The 18,739-nt window shown below is 68.7% G+C and carries 17 protein-coding genes and 2 pseudogenes; 11 read left to right on the plus strand and 8 right to left on the minus strand.

Annotation, left to right across the window (positions count from 1 at the left end; genetic code table 11):
* Positions 1-827: 827 nt before the first annotated feature.
* A complete protein-coding gene (locus ISG29_RS21400; RefSeq protein ID WP_268927787.1) occupies positions 828-2,222 on the minus strand; it encodes an AAA family ATPase in 1,395 nt (464 codons plus the stop codon).
* Between the two features lie 40 nt (positions 2,223-2,262).
* Positions 2,263-2,601 (minus strand): annotated as a pseudogene (locus tag ISG29_RS21900) (AAA family ATPase); the annotation flags it as partial.
* Here ISG29_RS21900 and ISG29_RS21405 point away from each other — a divergent pair.
* Positions 2,530-2,826: a hypothetical protein gene (locus tag ISG29_RS21405; RefSeq protein ID WP_194504925.1), complete on the plus strand. Its 297-nt coding sequence runs from the start codon at positions 2,530-2,532 to the stop codon at positions 2,824-2,826. The pseudogene ISG29_RS21900 and the gene ISG29_RS21405 sit on opposite strands and share 72 nt — an antisense overlap.
* A 102-nt stretch (positions 2,827-2,928) precedes the next feature.
* On the opposite strand, the pseudogene mobF reads toward ISG29_RS21405, so the two are convergent.
* The 4 genes and pseudogenes from mobF to ISG29_RS18435 form a co-directional block, all read right to left on the minus strand.
* A pseudogene (gene mobF / locus ISG29_RS21905) lies at positions 2,929-3,840 on the minus strand (MobF family relaxase); the annotation flags it as partial.
* Between the two features lie 195 nt (positions 3,841-4,035).
* Positions 4,036-4,551 carry a hypothetical protein gene (locus tag ISG29_RS18425; RefSeq protein WP_194504926.1) on the minus strand — a complete coding sequence of 172 codons (516 nt, stop codon included), beginning with the start codon at positions 4,549-4,551 and terminating at the stop codon, positions 4,036-4,038.
* Complete coding sequence (locus ISG29_RS18430) at positions 4,545-5,015, minus strand: hypothetical protein (RefSeq protein ID WP_194504927.1); 471 nt, start codon at positions 5,013-5,015, stop codon at positions 4,545-4,547. The genes ISG29_RS18425 and ISG29_RS18430 overlap by 7 nt, the downstream gene beginning before the upstream one ends.
* Before the next feature lie 34 nt (positions 5,016-5,049).
* Positions 5,050-6,030 carry a hypothetical protein gene (locus tag ISG29_RS18435; protein WP_194504928.1) on the minus strand — a complete coding sequence of 327 codons (981 nt, stop codon included), beginning with the start codon at positions 6,028-6,030 and terminating at the stop codon, positions 5,050-5,052.
* A gap of 1,589 nt (positions 6,031-7,619) precedes the next feature.
* Here ISG29_RS18435 and ISG29_RS18440 point away from each other — a divergent pair.
* The 9 genes from ISG29_RS18440 (at position 7,620) to ISG29_RS18480 (ending at position 14,157) form a co-directional block, all read left to right on the plus strand.
* Positions 7,620-8,033, plus strand: coding sequence for a hypothetical protein (locus ISG29_RS18440; protein ID WP_194504929.1), 414 nt, complete (start codon positions 7,620-7,622; stop codon positions 8,031-8,033).
* Positions 8,034-8,741: 708 nt separating this feature from the next.
* Positions 8,742-9,014: an HU family DNA-binding protein gene (locus ISG29_RS18445; protein ID WP_194504930.1), complete on the plus strand. Its 273-nt coding sequence runs from the start codon at positions 8,742-8,744 to the stop codon at positions 9,012-9,014.
* A 108-nt stretch (positions 9,015-9,122) separates the two neighbouring features.
* Entirely contained in the window at positions 9,123-10,802 is a 1,680-nt protein-coding gene (locus tag ISG29_RS18450) for an FAD-binding dehydrogenase (RefSeq protein WP_328829797.1), read from the plus strand.
* A gap of 80 nt (positions 10,803-10,882) precedes the next feature.
* A complete protein-coding gene (locus tag ISG29_RS18455) occupies positions 10,883-11,104 on the plus strand; it encodes a (2Fe-2S)-binding protein (protein ID WP_194504931.1) in 222 nt (73 codons plus the stop codon).
* The gene (gene bfr, locus ISG29_RS18460; RefSeq protein ID WP_194504932.1) at positions 11,091-11,579 is read left to right on the plus strand and encodes a bacterioferritin; all 489 of its coding nucleotides are present in this window, start codon (positions 11,091-11,093) and stop codon (positions 11,577-11,579) included. Before ISG29_RS18455 ends, bfr begins: the two co-directional genes overlap by 14 nt.
* Positions 11,580-11,628: 49 nt before the next feature.
* On the plus strand, positions 11,629-12,624 hold the full coding sequence (locus ISG29_RS18465; RefSeq protein WP_194504933.1) for an SDR family NAD(P)-dependent oxidoreductase: 996 nt from the start codon (positions 11,629-11,631) through the stop codon (positions 12,622-12,624).
* Positions 12,621-13,070 carry a hypothetical protein gene (locus tag ISG29_RS18470; protein WP_194504934.1) on the plus strand — a complete coding sequence of 150 codons (450 nt, stop codon included), beginning with the start codon at positions 12,621-12,623 and terminating at the stop codon, positions 13,068-13,070. Before ISG29_RS18465 ends, ISG29_RS18470 begins: the two co-directional genes overlap by 4 nt.
* A 127-nt stretch (positions 13,071-13,197) precedes the next feature.
* On the plus strand, positions 13,198-13,677 hold the full coding sequence (locus ISG29_RS18475; protein WP_194504935.1) for a glutathione peroxidase: 480 nt from the start codon (positions 13,198-13,200) through the stop codon (positions 13,675-13,677).
* A complete protein-coding gene (locus ISG29_RS18480) occupies positions 13,678-14,157 on the plus strand; it encodes an SRPBCC family protein (RefSeq protein ID WP_194504936.1) in 480 nt (159 codons plus the stop codon).
* Between the two features lie 17 nt (positions 14,158-14,174).
* On the opposite strand, the gene ISG29_RS18485 is transcribed toward ISG29_RS18480, so the two are convergent.
* Both ISG29_RS18485 and ISG29_RS18490 read right to left on the minus strand, forming a co-directional pair.
* A complete protein-coding gene (locus tag ISG29_RS18485) occupies positions 14,175-16,517 on the minus strand; it encodes an MMPL family transporter (protein ID WP_194504937.1) in 2,343 nt (780 codons plus the stop codon).
* A gap of 101 nt (positions 16,518-16,618) precedes the next feature.
* Positions 16,619-17,272, minus strand: a complete 654-nt coding sequence (locus ISG29_RS18490) for a TetR/AcrR family transcriptional regulator (protein WP_194504938.1) — start codon at positions 17,270-17,272, stop codon at positions 16,619-16,621.
* Between the two features lie 84 nt (positions 17,273-17,356).
* Here ISG29_RS18490 and ISG29_RS18495 point away from each other — a divergent pair, with 84 nt between their 5' ends.
* Positions 17,357-18,739, plus strand: coding sequence for an NAD-dependent malic enzyme (locus ISG29_RS18495; protein WP_194504939.1), 1,383 nt, complete (start codon positions 17,357-17,359; stop codon positions 18,737-18,739).

Below are 18,739 nucleotides of genomic sequence, written 5' to 3' on the forward strand. Positions count from 1 at the left end.
TATCTATCCGAGGAGTCCATGGCCCTGCTCGCCGACACCATGGATACTGAACACCGTGCCGCCATCAACAGCGGCGAGTAGGGCACCGAGGACCACCTCAAAGCCCACCACCCAACGGGGCTCTGTCTCGATGGGTGAACCTTGGAAGGACTTTCGTCAATCGAGGCAAAGCACTGGGCATCAAGATGCGGACCCAGGTATGCCCAATCAACGAACTCTCCGCGCTCGTCTATCGCGACACGATTGAGTTGTATCTCCCGAGTTTGGATCGCTGAACCCACGGCTTCGCGCTCACCGGCACGAACCGCGCAAGCGGCCAGTGCCTACAGGCCGCGGCCCAACTCGTCGCCGATCGACCTCGCCTGCTCCTCGGGCGACACACCCGGCCCCCCGTTGCGGGTGGCAGGTCGGTTGGCCGCCTCGACTTGTCGGACTTGAGCCTGGCGGGCTTCGATCAGAGCCACGGCTCGTCCTATCGGAAGGGATTCGACATTGGCGAGGTTGGCGCGAACGGCGTCAACGTGCGATCGCCAGCGTTGTGCGCGGCCAGCGGCGCTGCGGGTGCCTGCGGTCGTACGGCGGGAGGCGGCATCCCGCCTGCCGTACACCTGAAGTCGGAGGCCCTCGGACTCTCGCTGGTGCCGCCTTCGGACCTGTCGCAGTTCCTCACCGGCAGCCTTGACCTCCTGGAGAGCCTTTGAGGCGTGCGGCTGGGAGTCAGCTCGTTCGTCTGCGACCCGCTGGGCCCAAGCGCCGAGCCCGTCGCGGGTGTTGGCGTCCCACTTGCTGGGGGACGGCAGGCTGCCCCAGCGGGCGAGGGCTCTGTCCTAGGCTTCGTGGGCCTCGGTGCTCACCGCCTCGAGCCTCCGATTGGCGGCGCGCCTGCCCAGCCGGCCGACTGAGTTCGACTCGTCCCACGCGTCGGCTTGGCGTTCGTAAGCGTCGATGTAGGCCTGACCGTCGGCGACTGCGTGAGGGAGCAGGGATTCCATGGCTTCGCATTGGACGGAGGTCAGGTGAGCCTCGGCCACGGTGAGCGCGTCTCGGGTCGCGGCCTCCTCGCGGGCGTGAGTCTCCGCCTGCGCGGACAACAAGCCGGCGGCACGCTCCCACCTTGCCGCCTCCCGTTCCGCCTGGGCGATGACTGCGACGAGGCGAGCCCGTTCGTCATTGACAAACTTGACCGGCCCCTCGGCTGCGAGTCCGGCAACAGCAGCTTGGGCGTCGGCGGTCGCCATCCGGAGACCGCGGTCGGCCCGGTCGAGCTGGAGAGCACCGATGAACTTTTCGCGCGCCTCGTCGAGGTCGTCCTCGGCGACGATGTGCAGCACGTTCGAGTCGCGGCCGCGGGTCATGCCGACGTACACGCCGGCTGCGTCCAATGCCTCGGACAGCTGGGTGTGCGCGGTCGTGGTCGTGACGCCCTGGACTCCGTAGGCGGTGGCCGCGTAACCGAGGTGAACGTGCTCGCCCACGTACGAGCTGGGCAGGGCGACGGACCGTCGATGCTTCAGCGGGCCGGCGTTCTCGATGGCCCAGACGGTGCCGTCGTTGCCGACGCCTTGGACGGTCCAGGCCTGCCGGTTCGCGACCTCCAGCGCGTTGTCGTTCTTCCGTGTGGTGATCACGTCGCCTCGGCCGATGGGTAGTCCGTCGCTGCCGGCCACGGTCGTGGTGTCGTCGACCTCGGCGCGCGCGACGCGCTGCGCGCGGATCAGCTGGTTGAGGGCTCTGGCCTCGTCGTTGGTGGCCACGGTCACGGCAACCGAACGCTTGCCCTCGATCGCACCGGCGGCCGAGGCCGCGATGTCCTCGCGCCTGTCCTCGACCCTGCGGTGCAGTCGGACGAGCCCAAGGGCGTGCAGTCGGTCGAAGAGCCGTTCCGGCTCCTGGCCGGCCCGGAGGCGGAGGGTGAGGTCGGCGTACGCCGGGTCCGCGAACCTGTAGACCGAGTCCATGTCGTAGACCGTGCCGCCGCTGCCGGTGGTCAGGGCCGCGGCCATGTCGAGAACCCCGCCCCGCCCCACGGCCGGAAGCTGTGCACGGTCCCCGACCAGAGCCACCGTGGCCTCGGCCTCCGCCGTGACGGTGAGCAACGCGATGGCGCTGTCCTGGTCGAGCATGCCGGCCTCGTCCACCGAGACGCTCGCCGCGCGCCAGTCGCGCCCACGACGGCACCCCGCCGTACGTGCCACCGGTGTCGGGATCGGGCTCTCCCACATTGAGCCGGGACCACACGCCGTCACCCTTCCAGCGCCAGCCGTGGGCGTGGAGCAGCCTGGCCACGGATTCCGCTGGGACGCCGAGCTCGCTGGCGGCCACGTCGGCGGCCTTCTTCGTCGGCGTCAGGATCCTCGTCGCCCTGCCCTCAGCGGCGGCAGCTTCGATGGACACGGCGAGCATGGTCGTCTTCCCCGCCCCAGCGGCTCCCTCCACTAGCACGAGCGGGTTGGTGGAGGCGACCGCTGCTGCTGCACGAGCCTGCGCGTCGTCCAAGCCCTTCCGAGAAGCCCACCTCGTCACATCAGGGTGGGCACTCTCCCGGCCGGTGGTCAGACGCTCGGCAAGCAGGTCGCGCAACCGGGTCTCGGCCGCGACCACGTCGAGGCTCGTCAGATGTGCGACGTGCTCGGGTCGTGCCGCACCGGGCGGCAGCACCGACAGGCAGTCCCCGACGGCAAGGTCGGTGGCGAGCTCGACCAGGTCGCGCAGCTCGGCGGGCGTGCCGCGTACGCCGTGCTCGGTGACGATCCGGGTCGCATGCTCGGCAACGCTGTGCCGGGTCCAGGTGGACGCATGCGAGGCGCACCTGTCCAGCGCGCGTGAGGCGATGGTGAGCACTTGGAGGTCGTCCGGGGACGGTGGGTTGGCGCGACGACCAGGTCTGCCCGCCTGCTGGATCAGCACAGCGTCGTACCCGGCCTCCGCCAGCTCCTGACGCCAACCGTCCTCGTGGGCCAGAGCGGCGGGCCGCTTCTGCGGCCGGTCCTTCGCCCAGGCAGCGGCGACCATCCGCGAGCTGACGGTCGGGCCGGGCTCCTGGCCGGGATGCGCCTCGGCCCACCTGGCCTCCAGGTCGGCGAGGTTCTTCTCCACCTGGCCGGCGCGCTTCGACATCAGCAGGTTGAACGGCTCCAGTTCCACCACCTCGCCCGACACCGGATCGAGGGTGAGGCCGTGGCGGTCGAGCACCTGGGCGAGCCCCGGGTGTGCGGCGATGACAGCGGTGCCGAGTGCCCGGATCGCCCCCTGCTGCTTGAACAGGGCCGCAGTGTCCAGGCCCCGCCACCTTCCCGCGGCCCAGACGCGGGCGCCGATCTGGAAGTGGACATGCCGGTAGGGGTCGCCGGCTCGGCTGGTCTTGTGGACAACGGCCACCGTCTGCAGCCGCTCGACCGACACCACCTCGTGCCGCCCGCGGGGGCCGACCCGGGTGACCGAATGCAGCGACAGGAAACGTCGGATCTCCGCGACCGCATCGGCCTGCGCGGCGTCCAGCGCGTCCGAGACCTCCGGATGCAGCGCGGCCGCGATCGACAGCGACTTCGGGGCGTTGACCACCATCTCGGCGAACCGAGGGGAGCCCTTCTTCTTCGACCCCTCTTCAGCGGGTACCCGTGGCATACCCATCGAGCTTCCGTGTACCGGGTCGGTCCAGTCGACCCAGTGGGCGTAGGTGTCGGCGTCGAGCTCGGAGGTGCTGAGCACCTCGCCCCTGCCATTGGTCTCGGTGAACGAGGCGAGCGAGGTGCCGCCTTCCAGGTAGTAGTCGTCAGCCCGCGAGCAATCCGACTCCAGGTATCGGCACGCCGCCGACCCAGTGGCTCGGAAGAGGATCACCCCACCCTGCAAGCCCGCTCCTTGACATGTTTACAATAAAGCGCATGACGTATCTACCACGGGAGCATACGTCCATTCGAAGGGAAGCCTGGTGATCGGGTCGGGCTTAGTCACCAACTGGGTCTACGACGATGCCCGCGGATAGGGCCCCGCTGGATGGCAGCGGCGTGCGAGCGCTGGATGGGCCATCCGGGGCTACCCCGCGAATGCCTTCCAACGAGCGGCAAAGTCTCTCGATTCGAAATGGGATCGGTCTGAGCTGGCCGCTGCGTGGGTGGCGGGCGGCCCGTCCCTGTTCGGTTCTTGTTCCTGTTCCGGGGATGCAATCGCCAGTGTGATGAGCCCAAGCACGACGTTCGTGACGATGATGCCGACGCTCAGAGGCGTCGCGCCGAAGAAGCGCCTGGTGCTCAACCTGTAGGACGTGGGATCCGCCCACTTGTATAGCGCGAAAGCGAGTCCCACGAACGCCAACACGGATCCCATGACCGTGAACGTGACGGCGGTCTCTGAGAGTCGACCTCGGTTGAGGAGGGCGGCGCTGAGGAGCGTGAAGAACGCTGGCATGAAGACGGCAACATCGAGCCGGTACGCGAACTCGTCTCGACTGATCTTCGTGTCGATCTTGTGGTCGTCAACTGGCGCTGCAACGTCGGCACCGATCATCGCGCTGACCTGTATCACAATGCCGAGGATGAAAGGGGTCAGCATGTGCACGTGAAGCGGAAGACGTAGTCCTGTTCCGTCTTGAGGATGCACCCGGTCTCCCCCTCGAGCGCGGTTTCCACATTGACGGCGATGTCTACGTGATGCCCGTTGCCCTCAGGGCAGGTCGCCGGGTGCGACATCGACGTCTTCGCCGGCTCCCACTGCGGGCTCTCCCGACCCGACCGGAGCCCACCGACCTTGATGGTCGGCGTCCACTTTCGCGGCGTCGAATGCTCACCATCGGGATACCTGACCTCGCCGTCCGGCAAACGGGAGTCGATCCGAAAGAAGAGGGTCCGATGCGAAGCGTTCTTCGCTTGGACCGTGTGTGTGGTGTCGTGGTGCTTGGCGATGTGGTGGTCGCGTTGTGAACTGTGGATGCCCGTGCGAACATCGATCCTGTTGAGCTCGACGCCTGGAGGGAAGCCAGCAGGCCCCCCCACCAGGTCGATGACCTCGTACTCCACGGATCCTCCCTGAACTTGCGCCGGGAGGTTAGTCTTAGCGCTTCGCGCGTTCCCTAGCGGGACCCGGACCGACCAAGGATTGGATCAAATCCCAGCCACCCTTGGCAAGTGCGCTTCTCACATTTTCGCTTCCGGTGCCCCGCATCAGTTCCAACAGGATCTTGGTGTTGACATCGCGCGCGCTGTAACTGAGCTCGATGTGGGGCACCTTGTGCGTGGCCATCTTCTTCTGAGCCCGACGCCACGTAACAATGCAGTCGTCGAATCCGATGCTGAGCATCCGAAACTTGCCAGGATCCTTCTTGACCTGGTCGATGACGCGCGGACTGGCCTCGTCGACGCCAACACCGCTCGTGGACACGAGGAACCCATGACAGTCGACGGTGGGGTGGCCGAGGAACTTCTCGACAATCGACACCGCTGCATCAGCTGTGAGGTCGGAGGACCAAAGAACAACTGCCCCGTCGTCGTCGACCTCGATGTGGAAGTACTCCTCGTTGGCGAACTCGTAATAGCCGCCGTCCATCCCGAACTCGGGACGCAGCTTCTGGCTGTTCACGAGGCCACCACCGACGGTTCGTGCGCCGGGCGGCAGCGAATCTCCCGCGATGGCGGCTCGCTGTTCACCCTTTGTCGCAGGGCGAACGACTCCTGCCTGCTCTCGAGGCAGGTACCAGTCAGTGCCAGGCACCTTCCGGCCATGTGCCGGCCGCGCTCGTGTTGGTGAGAACGAGTACTCCACCGGCAGGTAGGTGATGGCGAGTAGGTGACTGATCGAGTAGGCGGCGCTGATGGAAGCGGGATGAGTGCCACGGATGAGCGCCTGATCGCCGATGCGCGATAGACCGAAACTGCGTGCCGTATGGATGTGGTCCTCTTGCTTGCCGCTGAGCCCTCGAGTGAGTGTGAGGAGGACATCACCAAATGAGGAGTGGACACCCAGCCTGTCAGGCAAAGGCGTGGTGAATCGGAGCTGATCACGCCCCGGTCCGATCGCGAGCGGGACGGGCGCCATTGCGGCACTCTAGCAAGGGGTGCTGACGGGCGGGCCAGGGTGGGACGGATTGGTGTCGCCTGCACCAGAACTCCCTTCGTTGGCTCGGCGCGTCGTTGCCGAGGTTCCACCGTTGTCGGCAGATCGGACGGCCCGCAGGCCGGTTCCGATGCATTGATCGTGAACATCGGGGATCGTCCATCATGCGTCGCGAACCTGAAAGGGCGCCACAGGGAAAAATGTCTGACTGAGCGCGGAGCGACTAGACATCTGGCTTGGATGAGTGGCACGGGAATCTGACTCACCGCCCTAGCTGACGCGACTTCTGTCCTGATCGTGTCTGTAGTGAATCACGCGGATGTCATTCGGGGTGGTAGGCGCGACACTTGTCCCATCGCAGGGTCGAAAGCATGGCTAGATGTCCGTTGTCAGGGCGTGATTCGACCCGGGAGGAGGTGAGCCGGTGCCAGCGGAAGGCAGGCCTCGAACCGGAACGGGCTCGTCAAGCCCAGACTCGGCTGACGCACCCCTCAGCCAGGCCGCCGCGGCGAAGTATCTTGGGTGCGCGGTAAAGACGGTCGCCCGCCGGCTCAAGCAAGGCGAGCTCGCCCCTTACGAGGGCGTGGGCAACACGCGACGCGTATCAGCAACTGCCGTCCGACTCAGCGTTCTCGCTGAGCTCAATCAGCGTGACCTCGCTGAACTGCTTCCTGAAGTGTTTCGCCCGGAGGTGGGAGAAGACGCGTCCGAGGACCTCGGCGGAGGTGGTCCTGACTTGGATCCGGCCCCTGCAGAGGGTGATGACCTCGATTCGACGGGCGCCGGACGAATGTCGGATGCGCGCACTGTCAGGGCCCTCGAAGGCGAGATTCGCCAACTTAAGAGCGCTCTCGGCGCGCTGCAGCAGGCCCACTTGAGTTTGACCGAGCAGCTGTCCGTTCACCTCGAATGACGACCAAGGCACGTTGAAGTGCCCCTCCGAGCCAAGAGCGCTGTGCGGCGATCTGCCAAGTAGTCGGGGGCTGTCCTCCTCACCCGACTGAGGGCCCGACGAGAACACCAACAGTTTGCGTCGCCGGTACTAGGAGCACTTCGGCGTCGACCCGCCCGACGTGGTCGAGGATCTCCATCGCCGGTGCCCGTTCCCGGCTGGCGCTCATGTGCTACTTCATGTGCTACCGCCTGCGTAGACCGACGTATCCCAAAGATGTCGTTTGTTGTTTCGCCGCGCAGTTCACGCTCAGTCTGAGCGGGAACGGGGGTCTCGGGGGTTCCCGGCGTCGAGTCAACCTCGGCAGTTCAACTCCCCCCTCGCGCACGACAGCCCCAGGTCTTCGACCTGGGGCTTTGTGTTTGGGTCTGGCTTCGTGCCTGGCTCATGTGCCGGTATTAGTGCTGATCGCGGCCCTTCTGCAGCCTCGTTGGGGGCGGATCACTCCGTATGTCGTCGCTCAAGACGTGGGCGTCTGTCCGGACCATGATGAAGCGTCGCCTGACGCGGCGCCGTCTCGTTCCCTACGCGCACATCGAACGCACGTGCGCTCCCGACCTCGTGGGGCATGAGCGAGCAATTCCGCTTGCGCAACACTGCCCGTAGGTACGTTGGTCGCGTGGCTCGAAGTGACAGGTTCGATCTGTTGCGCGCGGCGTACTCGGTCGCCTGGGACACGCGGACTCACGGGGGAGACAAGTCCTTCGACATCCTCAGTTCCGAGCTTCGCAAGCGAGGACTTGGGGACACCTTCGTGTCCGATGGTCCGGGGCGAGACACGATGGTCCGTATCTGGGAGCGTGGCGTGCCGCCGGCGAAACTCAAGTCGGCCCTCCTGCTCGAGGTCTCGCGGGTCGGCTTTCAGGCCGTCAGGGCCATTGGGAGTGCCTACAGGTCAATCGCCCGGCTCTTCGCCGGCACCACGTGGGAACGCGTCGACATGTCGCACCTGGACATGCCGACTGGACACAAGAAGCTGAGCGAAGACCGGAAACCGTTCGATCTCGTGCTGCGCCACTTCCACAAGCCGTGAATCGCCTGTAAGGCTTCGTGACGGTCGGCCTGGGGCTGACTGGCAGGGTCAGCACCGACGGCTTGCTAGTCGTCGTTGACGGGCAGTTGTCGGAGATGTCTTCTGCGGCCACAAGCGAACGCAAGGTCGGGCGCTGCTCAGGCGTAGGGACTGGCTGGCGGCCTGGACCCTGATGGTGAGGTCCGAGGGTTCCCTGCTGCCCCGCCTGGTGCGGGATCTGGACGTGACCTAGGCCGGGGCGATGGCGCGTTCGAGCCGCCACGTCGGCGGGCTTCGCGGTACAAGTGCGCCACCCTGGGCTTCGATGCGGGTGTGCCCCAGTGCGAGTGGCGGCTGGGAGGCAGGAAAGGTCAGCTCTCGGCAGTGCCCCGCGGGGTCTGGGGCGTCGAGCCGACCTCGCCAGTTCAACTCCCCCTCGTACACAAGAGCCCCGGGCCTTCTGGCCTGGGGCCTTGTGTGTGGAGGCCGCGCGCATCGCGCCCGCGCGCCGTGGCGCAGCACCGGAGTACAGCCCCTTTCAGGGGCCGCAAGGGAGCCTGCGCACCGACACGGTGGCGGCCCGGCGGGCGACGCCGACAGCGCGCCGGGTCGTGCCTCGTCGGGACTGACCCGTAGTGTCGGGGCGGATCCGAGGACCGGAACCCTCCCGGTCGGTCGCCGCACGGAGCGCGACCGCACCCGACCCAGGACAACGCACGAAGGAGAAACATGAACAAGCGCGAGCTCGTCGAGGCCATCGCGAAGGGCGCCGACATCGACCTCACCACCGCCGACAAGGCGCTGTCGGCCCTGACCGACGCGATCACCGGCGCCCTCAAGAGCGGCGACAAGGTGGCCCTCGCCGGCTTCGGCACCTTCGAGACCCGCCACCGCGAGGCGCGCACCGGCCGCAACCCGCAGACCGGCGAGTCCATGGAGATCGCCGCCAGCACGTCGGCCGCCTTCAAGCCGGCCGCTGCGCTCAAGCGCGAGCTGGGCTGACCCACTCCACACCACGGCCCGCCGGCCGGCGCATCACGCGCCGACCGGCGGGCCGTCGGCGTTCGTGGCCGCTGGTCGCCGGTCTCGCCACGGTGGCAAGATGCCCGGGTGAGCGCGCAGAGCACTGACTTCATGCCGGACGTGATCGTCGTCGGCGCCGGCTTGGCCGGACTCGTCGCCACCTACGAGCTGTCGCAAGCGGGCCGGCGGGTGCTCGTGGTGGAGCAGGAGAACCGGGCCAACCTCGGTGGCCAGGCGTTCTGGTCGCTGGGCGGGCTGTTCTTCGTCGACTCACCCGAGCAGCGCCGCATGGGCATCAAGGACTCCCGCGAGCTGGCCCTCCAGGACTGGCTGGGCTCGGCCGGATTCGACCGACTCGACGACGAGGACGTCTGGGGACGGCGCTGGGCCGAGGCCTACGTCGACTTCGCGGCGTCCGAGAAGCGCGACTACCTGCGCGCCCTGGGACTCAAGGTGCTGCCCATCGTCGGATGGGCCGAGCGGGGTGGTGGCTCGGCCAGCGGGCACGGCAACTCCGTGCCGCGCTTCCACCTCACCTGGGGCACCGGCCCCGAGGTCGTGCGGGTCTTCGCCGAGCCGGTGCTCGAGGCCGAGCAGCGGGGGCTGGTGCGGTTCGCGTTCCGGCACCAGGTCGACGAGCTCGTGAGGGACGGCGACGCCGTGGTCGGCGTCCGCGGCACCGTGCTGGCCGCATCGAGCGAGGAGCGCGGGGTGAAGTCCAGCCGGGATCCGGTGGGCGAGTTCGAGCACCGGGGCGCCGCGGTCGTCGTCACCTCGGGCGGCATCGGACACAACCACGACCTGGTGCGCGCGAACTGGCCCACCGAGCGGATGGGCCCGGCGCCGGAGCACCTCATCAGCGGCGTGCCCGCGCACGTCGACGGCCGGATGCTCGCCATCACCGAGGACGCGGGCGGGCGGATCGTCAACCGCGACCGGTTGTGGGCCTACACCGAGGGCATCCACAACTGGGATCCGATCTGGCCCGACCATGCGATCCGGATCATCCCCGGGCCCTCGTCGCTGTGGTTCGACGCCACCGGGCGGCGTCTGCCCGCCCCGAACTTCCCGGGTTTCGACACGCTCGGCACGATGAAGGAGATCCTGGCCGGCGGCCACGACTACTCGTGGTTCGTGCTCACGCAGTCGATCATCGAGAAGGAGTTCGCCCTCTCCGGCTCCGAGCAGAACCCCGACATCACCGGCAAGGACGTCGGGTTCCTGCTGAAGTCGCGCCTGTCCAAGGGCGCGCCCGGGCCGGTGGAGAAGTTCAAGGAGCACGGTGAGGACTTCGTGGTCGCCGACACCCTGGCCGAACTGGTCGAGGGCATGAACAAGCTCTCCCGGGGGCCGGTGATCGACGCGGCCGACCTGGAGCGCCAGATCGTCGAGCGCGATCGCGAGCTCGACAACGGGTTCTCCAAGGACCTGCAACTGATGGCGGTCGCCAACGCCCGCCGCTCCCGCACCGACAAGCTCGTGCGGGTGGCCAAGCCGCACCGCATCCTCGACCCCGAGCACGGCCCGCTCATCGCCGTCCGGCTCAACATCCTCACTCGCAAGACCCTCGGCGGCCTCGAGACCAACCTCGACAGTCAGGTGATGGGCGCCGACGGCGAGCCGGTGCCGGGGCTGTACGCCGCCGGCGAGGTCGCCGGCTTCGGCGGCGGGGGTGTGCACGGCTACAACGCCCTCGAGGGCAGCTTCCTCGGCGGCTGCATCTTCTCCGGGCGGGCTGCAGGCAGGGCGCTGGCTCGGTCGCGCTGAGGGTCGGTCGGCCCGACGTCGGCGGCTACGAGCGCGGCTCCACCCTTTCGCGAAGGTTAGGCTTGCCTTATCATCGCTGCATGATCGTCTGTCACTGCGAGGTCGTCACCTCGAGCCAGGTCGCCACGACACTGGCCGCCGGTGCTCGGACGGTCGCCCAGGTCTGCCGCGCTACCGGTGCCGGCAAGAACTGCGGGTCGTGTGTCTTTTCGGTGCGTCGCCTGGTCATCGACCACAATGAGGCTGAAGCCCACGAGTGCACCCGCACCTTGCCCCAGGAGATCGCCAATGCAGCCAGTTGACCCGCGGATCGTCGAGTTGTTCAACGATGCGTTGACCTTTGAGCTCACCGTCACCAACACCTACTTCCTGCACGCACGCATGCTCGACAACTGGGGTCTCTCGCGCCTCGGCAAGGTCTTCTACGACCTCTCCATCGACGAGATGAAGGATGCCGACGGGCTGATCAACCGGATCCTCATGTTCGACGGGCACCCCAACGTGCAGAAGCTGAACGCGATCGCCATCGGTGAGACGCCGCAGGAGATGCTCGAGCTCGCGCTGGCCAGCGAGTTGGCGGCCGTGGCCCAGTTCAACGCCGCGGCGAAGGAGTGTCACGACCTCGGCGACCACGCCAGCGCCGACGTGTTCGAGGACATGGCGCGCGACGAGGAGACCCACGCCGACTGGTTCGAGAGCCAGCTCGACGCCATCCGCCACGTGGGCGTCGAGCGCTACCTCGCCCAACAGATCGCCGCCGGGGAAGCGCCCGCCTGACCCGGGCCGCCCGTCCGGGGGGCCGGGGCGCGCTGGCTACGCTCGCCGCATGCGCCCCCTCGGCCTCCTCGCGCCCGTCGGACAGTTCTCCCAACGGGCCCTCGACGTCGCCCTCGACCGGTCCGTCGTGCTCGGTTACACCTCCATCGGGCCCCGGGTGCGCCGCACCCTGTGGCCGGCCGACCCGACGCCGGGCTGCCTGCAGGGCAAGCGAGTGGTCGTCACCGGAGCGACGTCCGGCATCGGTGAGGCCATCGCCCGCCAACTGCTCGAGCTGGGCGCGACGGTGCACCTGCTCGGGCGCAACGCCCAGAAGGTGGCCGACTACGCGCGCGACCTGCGCGAGCAGGTGGCCAACAGCGAGGTCGTCGAGGAGGTCTGCGACGTCTCCGATCTCGACGCCGTGCGGGCCTGGGCCGGCGACCTCTCCGGGCGCATCGAGGTGCTGCACGGTCTCGTGCACAACGCCGGCACCATGACCACCCGGCGCGAGGAGAGCGCCCAGGGCCACGAGCTGGGGCTAGCGGCGCACGTGCTCGGGCCGCATCTGATGACCCGGATCCTGCGCGACCGGCTGCTGGCCGCCCCCGGCACGGTGGTGTGGATGAGCAGCGGAGGCATGTACGGCGCCCGGCTGCACGCCGACGACGCCGACGACATCGAGTACCGGCGGGGCCAGTACGACGGGGTGCAGGCCTACGCACGCACCAAGCGCATGCAGGTCGTGATGGCGCAGGTGTGGGCCGACGCGCTGCTGGGCACCGGTGTGCAGAGTGTGTCGATGCACCCGGGCTGGGTGCGCACTCCCGGTGTCTCCGAGCACCTGCCGACCTTCGACAAGGTGGTCGGGCCCTTGCTGCGCGAGCCCGACGACGGCGCCGACACGGCCGTGTGGCTGGTGGCCAAGCGCCCGCCCTCGCACCCGCCCTACTTCTGGCACGACCGGGCTCAGCGGCCCACCACCTTCGGGTGGCAGCGTGCCGAAGACGTCACCGGGCGCGACCGGCTGCGCGACTACGTGGCCGCCGCCACCGACGCCCCGTGACCACAGCCGACGACGATCTCGTCACCCAGCACTCCCGGCGCCGGTTGCCGGTGCTCGCACTGGTGCTCCTCGCCGCGCTGGTCAACCTGCCGCTCGTCACGACCGTCCGCGAGGACCGGCGCCTCGACGACGACGCCACGAGCGTGTCGGCACCCGCACGCATCGTCGGCGAGCCGGCCGCGCGTCACGTCGTGGTCAGTCTCCCGGACGCGGTCGACGGGCCCGGACCCGAACAGGCGGTCACGCTGACCGCCGACGCTGCGCGCGCCGTCCAGCGCACGGGCGAGGTACGGGTGAGCTACCTCGCCGACGACCCGTCGGTCTACCGGGTCGAGGGCACCAGCAGCCCGCTGCTGGTCATCGGACTGGTGGGTGACGGCGTGCTCGTGCTGCTGGTCGCGCTCTTCTGGGTCGCCGTGCGGCGTCGGCGCCCGGTGGACGCCTGAGTACCTGCACGGTGATCGAGACCACCGAGGGGTGCTGCCCTGAAAGGACACGATGGGTCCGCGACCGCGGATCCTGGCCCGAGGACGGGTGAGGCCGGGGTTCCCGATCGCCTGGCAGCATGGCCCCATGACGACCCTCCAGGACTTCTCCGCCACCAGCATCGACGGGCAGGAGATCGACCTCGCCGACTACCGCGGTCAGGTCGTGCTCGTGGTCAACACCGCCTCCCAGTGCGGCTTCACCCCGCAGTTCGAGGGCCTCCAGGCACTCCACGACAGCTACGGCGACCGCGGCTTCACGGTGCTCGGCTTCCCGTGTGACCAGTTCGGTCACCAAGATCCCGGCAGCGACGCGGAGATCTCCGGCTTCTGCCAGAAGAACTACGGAGTCTCCTTCCCGATGTTCTCCAAGATCGAGGTCAACGGCGACGGCGCTCACCCCCTCTACCAGTGGCTGCGCAAGGAGAAGGGCGGGGTGCTCGGCAACAACATCAAGTGGAACTTCACCAAGTTCCTCATCGGCAAGGACGGCACCGTGCTCGGCCGCTACGGCTCGACCACCAAGCCCGAGAAGATCCGCTCCGACATCGAGAAGGCGCTGGCCTAGGTGACTCGCTTCTCCGCCAAGACCGACGCCACCGCCATCATCACGGCCTCCCGCGAGGAGGTCTGGGCGCTGCTGGAGGATCCCGACGCCATCGCGTCGATGACACCCTTCGTCAAGGGGATCACCAGCGAGGGTGAGCACTGGACCTGGCAGCTCGGCGGTCTCGAGGTGCTCGGCAAGTCCGTCTCGCCGTCGTTCACCGAGAAGATGACCTTCACCGAGCCCGAGCGCATCGAGTTCACCCACGACCCGCCGCCGGGCCAGACCGAGCGGTCCTCGGTCGAGGGGTGGTACCACCTCGAGGAGCACGAGCGCGGGTGCACGCTCTCCACGAGCCTCGAGATCACCCTCGACCTGCCGCTTCCGAAACTGTCCTCGAAGGCCGTCACGGCGACGATGCGTGGCGTCGTCGACAAGATGGGCGACCGGTTCTCCGCCAACCTCCTCGACCGGTTGGGGGCCGAGGAGGTCGACGGCTGAGCCGCTCCGCTACGCGGTCAGGCGCCGGCGGGCTCGGCGTCCAGCGGTCCCGTCGGGCCTGACGCCGCCGGGCGCTGGAGCTTCTCGCCCTCGACGTCGACGCTGGGCAACAGCCGGTCGAGCCAGCGCGGCATCCACCAGGCCTTCTCACCGAGCAGGTGCAGCACGGCCGGGATGAGCGCCATGCGCACGATGAAGGCGTCGAACACGATCGCGATCGCCAGCGCGAAGCCGATCGACTTGGTGATCGGGTCGCTTTGGAGCATGAACGCGGCGAACACCGCGATCATGATCGTCGCGGCCGCGGTGACCACCCGGGCGCTGTTGCGGAACCCGTCGACCACGGCGTCGTCGGTGCTCATGCCGTGCACGTGTGCCTCGCGCATGCGGGTCACGAGGAACACCTGGTAGTCCATGGCGAGCCCGAACACGACCCCGACCAGGAAGATCGGCATGAAGCTGACGATGGGCGCGGGGTCGAAGAGGCCGAAGGCTCCCTCCTGGAACACCGCCACCGTGGCGCCGAGCGTGGCCAGCACCGAGAGCAGGAAGCCCACGGTGGCGGTCAGCGGCACCAGGATCGAGCGGAAGACGATCATGAGCAGCACGAAGGCGAGACCGATCACGATCGCCAGGTAGACCGGCAACGCCGAGGCGAGCCGGTCCGAGACGTCGGTCTGGATGGCCGTGAGGCCGGTGACGCCGCTGACGGTGCCGGTCTCGTCGTCGATCTCCGGCTCGTTGGCGCGAAGCCGGCTCAGCAGATCCTCTGCCTCGGGAGACGACGGTCCGAAGGTCGGGGTGACGAGCACCTGTGCCCCGGTCGGGGCGACCTCGGGCTGCTTCGGGTTCGCATTGGTGAGCACCACCTGGGCGTTCTCGACGCCGTCGAAGCGCCCGGCCCAGGTGGCGACGCGCTGGAAGGAGGCCAGCCGCTTCTGGGCCGGCACGTCGCGTCCGTCGACGATCACGAGCAGCGGGCCCTCGCGGCCGGGTCCGAACGCCTCGGTCATCAGGTCACTGGCGATGCGCTGGGTGCTGCCGACGGGCTTCGTGGAGTCGCTCGGGAAGGCGAGCTCGAGGTTGCGCAACGGCAACGCGATCGCGCCGAGTCCGACGACGACGAGCACCGCGATGGCCACGGAGCGCTTCTCGACGACCCGGGCCCACCGCACGCCGTTGTTGAGCACCGCGCCGGTCTCGTCGTGCTTCGGGCCACGACGGCGCACCCGGCCGGCGAAGGCCTTCGACTTCAGCAGGCCGAGCACGGCGGGCAGCAACGTGAGCGCGACGAGGACGGCGACCAGCACGGTCGCGGCCGCGGCCAGGCCCATGGCGGTCAGGAACGGGATGCCCACGACGGAGAGCGCCGCCAGGGCGATGAGCACGGTGAGCCCGGCGAAGACGACGGCCGATCCGGCCGTGCCCACGGCGATGCCGATGGCGGCGGCGCGGTCGTCGGTGCCGTGCAGCTCGGTTCGGTAGCGGGCCAGGATGAACAGCGTGTAGTCGACGCCGACGGCCAGGCCCAGCATCGAGGCGAGGATCGGGGCCGACTGGTCGATGTCGATGACGGCGGTCATGGCCGTGACACCGCCGAGGCCCACCATGACCCCGAAGACCGCGTTGAACAGCGGCATGCCGGCGCTGACCAGTGAGCCGAAGGTGAGCACGAGCACGAGCAGCGCGACACCGAGACCGATGGTCTCGGAGAGGTAGCCCAGCTCTGCCGACGTGGCGCCTTGACCGTTCGCGGCGACGGTGAGGCCGGAACTCTGGGACACCTCGTCCATCAGCGCCTGGAGGTCGTCGAGGGTCGACTGCTTGACGTCGGCGGGCGTCGTGACGTCCCAGGAGAAGGTGATCACGCCGGTGCGCTGGTCCTGGCTCAGGGGGGACACGGCCTGGGCGTCGGCGCGGGCCGCCTTGACACTGCCTCCGGTCTGCTGCGCCTGGCCGACGAGCTGCTTGGTGTAGGCCGCCGCCGTCTCGATCGGCGTCTTGACGGCCTCCTGGGTCGAGGGGTCCGACGGGTACTGCGGCAATGCGGTGATGCCGGCGGCGAGCTGCTTGATCGCCTTGCGGTACTTCGCCTGGGTCAGCTTCTGGCCCTCCGGCGCCTGCACGACGACGTTCACGTTCGCCTGGTCGAAGGCGGACTCCGAGCCCGGGAACAGCTCGGTCTGGAGGTCGGCGGCCTTCTGTGAGGGGATCCCGGGGATCGAGACCTCGCTCGAGAGCGGCTTGGAGAAGCCGGCGGCGATGCCGCCGATCAGCACCAGTAGCACGACCCAGGCGAGCATGAAGTAGTACCAGCGCCGGTAGGCGGTGGTGCCGAGGCGGGCGAGCAGGGTGGCCATGGGGTTCTCCTGGGCGTTGGGGGGTTCGGAGGTCTGGGCTGGGGAGGTCTGGGCTGGGGAGGTGCTGGGCCGGGGTGTGGTGCCGGCCGGGGTGGGGCGGATCAGGGGTGGAGCAGGTGGACGGCGTCCTCGAGGTGGGTCTCGAACACGTCGGCGAGGGTGCGGGGGTCGTCGTCGGGCTGCTCGACCCAGGTCTCGACGGCGTTGTCGAACACCGCCACGAGCAGTCGCACGAAGAGGCGCCCGCGGCCCTCGTCGAGCTCCGGCTCGCGCTCGCGCACGAGGGCGACCAGCGTGCCGGCGGCAGCAAGGAACCGTTCGTGCACCTCGCCGAGAAGTCGGGGGGTGGCGAAGAGGATGGCGCGCTGGCTGCGCGCGAGCGAACGGTCGGGGTGGGCGCCGTCGACCAGCACCCGGGACAGGGCGGTGAGATCCTCGAGCAGTCGACCGTGCGGGCCGCCTCGCCGGAAGAGCTCGGTCGCCTCGACGAGATGGGGCTGACGCGGGTCGGGGTGCAGCAGATCGGGGGTCTCGCCCCCTCCGAGCACGGCGTCGACCTTGCTCGGGAAGTAGTTGAACAGCGTGCGGCGGGAGACGTCCGAAGCCTCGGCGAGTTCGTCGAGGGTGAATCCGTCGAAGCCGCGGTCGAGGCACAGCGCTTGGGCCGCCCGCACGATGCGCAGCCAGGTCTGCTCACGCTTGGTGAGCGGACCTCCGGGCGAGAACGGGCACGGCAGCACGCTGCGATTCTGCACTATTTCTACAAGAGTGCAAAACTGTGAGGTCGGTCACCGCGAGGGGACTTGGCAGTAACCCGGCCCCGGGTGGAGCGTGGGTGCATGTCCCGCGCTGCCGCCACCACGTCGTCCTACTCGATCACCATGCGCCTGCACACGGCGCCCGACCACGGGGTGGTGGGGGCGGTGGCGACGGCGATCGCCGAGGCAGGTGGCATCGTGACGGCCATCGACGTGGCGGAGTCCAGTCACGAGCGCCTCGTCGTCGACGTCACCTGCTCAGCGGTCGACGCCGACCACGCCGAGGAGCTCCAGACGGCCGCCGGGGCGGTGCCGGGCGTCACGGTGCACAAGACGAGTGACCGGGTGTTCCTGCTACACATCGGCGGCAAGATCGAGGTCTCCTCGAAGGTCGCGCTGCGCAACCGCGACGATCTCTCCATGGCCTACACCCCAGGCGTGGGCCGGGTCAGCAAGGCGCTGGCCGAGCACCCCGAGGACGTGCGCCGGCTGACGGTGAAGGGAAACTCCGTCGCGGTGGTGACCGACGGCTCGGCTGTGCTCGGTCTCGGCAACATCGGCCCGGGCGCCGCCCTGCCGGTGATGGAGGGCAAGGCGGCGCTGTTCAAGCGGTTCGCCGACATCGACGCCTGGCCGATCTGCCTCGACACCCAAGACGCCGACGAGATCGTGCGCGCGGTCGAGCTCATCGCCCCCGGCTTCGGCGGCATCAACCTCGAGGACATCGCCGCCCCGCGCTGTTTCGAGATCGAGCAGCGGCTGCGCGCGAGCCTCGACATCCCCGTCTTCCACGACGACCAGCACGGCACGGCGATCGTCGTGCTGGCCGCGCTCACCAACGCGCTACGCGTGGTCGGCAAGGAGCTCGACTCCAGCAGGGTGGTCGTGGCCGGAGCGGGGGCCGCCGGCACCGCGATCGTCACCCTGCTGCTGGCGGCCGGAGCCGCCGATGTTGTGGTCTGCGACAAGGACGGCGCCCTGAGCCGCGACGACGCCTCGCTGCCGCCGGCCCAGGCCCGGCTCGCCGAGGTGACCAACCCGCGCAACGTGACCGGTGACCTGCACGCGGCGCTGACCGGTGCCGACGTGTTCGTGGGCGTCTCCGCACCCAACATCCTCGACCCGGAGTGGATCGCCGACATGGCCGAGGGAGCGGTGGTCTTCGCCCTCGCCAACCCCGACCCCGAGGTCGATCCCGGCGAGGCCGCCAAGCACGCGGCGGTCGTCGCCTCCGGGCGTTCGGACTATCCCAACCAGATCAACAACGTGCTCGCCTTCCCCGGGGTCTTCCGTGGGTTGCTCGACGCGCGGGCCCGCGACGTCACCGTCGAGATGATGCTGCGCGCTGCGCACGCGCTGGCCCACGTCGTCGCCGACCACGAGCTCAACCCGAGCTTCATCATCCCCTCGGTGTTCCACCCCGACGTGCCGGGCGCCGTCGCCGCCGCGATCCGCGAGGGGTGA

Source organism: Nocardioides acrostichi (genome assembly GCF_015319165.1).
GTDB lineage: Bacteria > Actinomycetota > Actinomycetes > Propionibacteriales > Nocardioidaceae > Nocardioides > Nocardioides acrostichi.

Excerpts from the sequence above, each read along its gene's own strand:
- ISG29_RS18475 (WP_194504935.1), top strand. The coding sequence starts at position 13,198 with ATGACGACCCTCCAGGACTTCTCCGCCACCAGCATCGACGGGCAGGAG.
- ISG29_RS18455 (WP_194504931.1), top strand. The coding sequence starts at position 10,883 with ATGATCGTCTGTCACTGCGAGGTCGTCACCTCGAGCCAGGTCGCCACG.
- ISG29_RS18485 (WP_194504937.1), bottom strand. The coding sequence starts at position 16,517 with ATGGCCACCCTGCTCGCCCGCCTCGGCACCACCGCCTACCGGCGCTGG.
- ISG29_RS18495 (WP_194504939.1), top strand. The coding sequence starts at position 17,357 with ATGTCCCGCGCTGCCGCCACCACGTCGTCCTACTCGATCACCATGCGC.
- ISG29_RS18435 (WP_194504928.1), bottom strand. The coding sequence starts at position 6,030 with ATGGCGCCCGTCCCGCTCGCGATCGGACCGGGGCGTGATCAGCTCCGA.
- ISG29_RS18445 (WP_194504930.1), top strand. The coding sequence starts at position 8,742 with ATGAACAAGCGCGAGCTCGTCGAGGCCATCGCGAAGGGCGCCGACATC.
- ISG29_RS18465 (WP_194504933.1), top strand. The coding sequence starts at position 11,629 with ATGCGCCCCCTCGGCCTCCTCGCGCCCGTCGGACAGTTCTCCCAACGG.
- ISG29_RS18425 (WP_194504926.1), bottom strand. The coding sequence starts at position 4,551 with ATGCTGACCCCTTTCATCCTCGGCATTGTGATACAGGTCAGCGCGATG.
- bfr (WP_194504932.1), top strand. The coding sequence starts at position 11,091 with ATGCAGCCAGTTGACCCGCGGATCGTCGAGTTGTTCAACGATGCGTTG.
- ISG29_RS21400 (WP_268927787.1), bottom strand. The coding sequence starts at position 2,222 with ATGTGGGAGAGCCCGATCCCGACACCGGTGGCACGTACGGCGGGGTGC.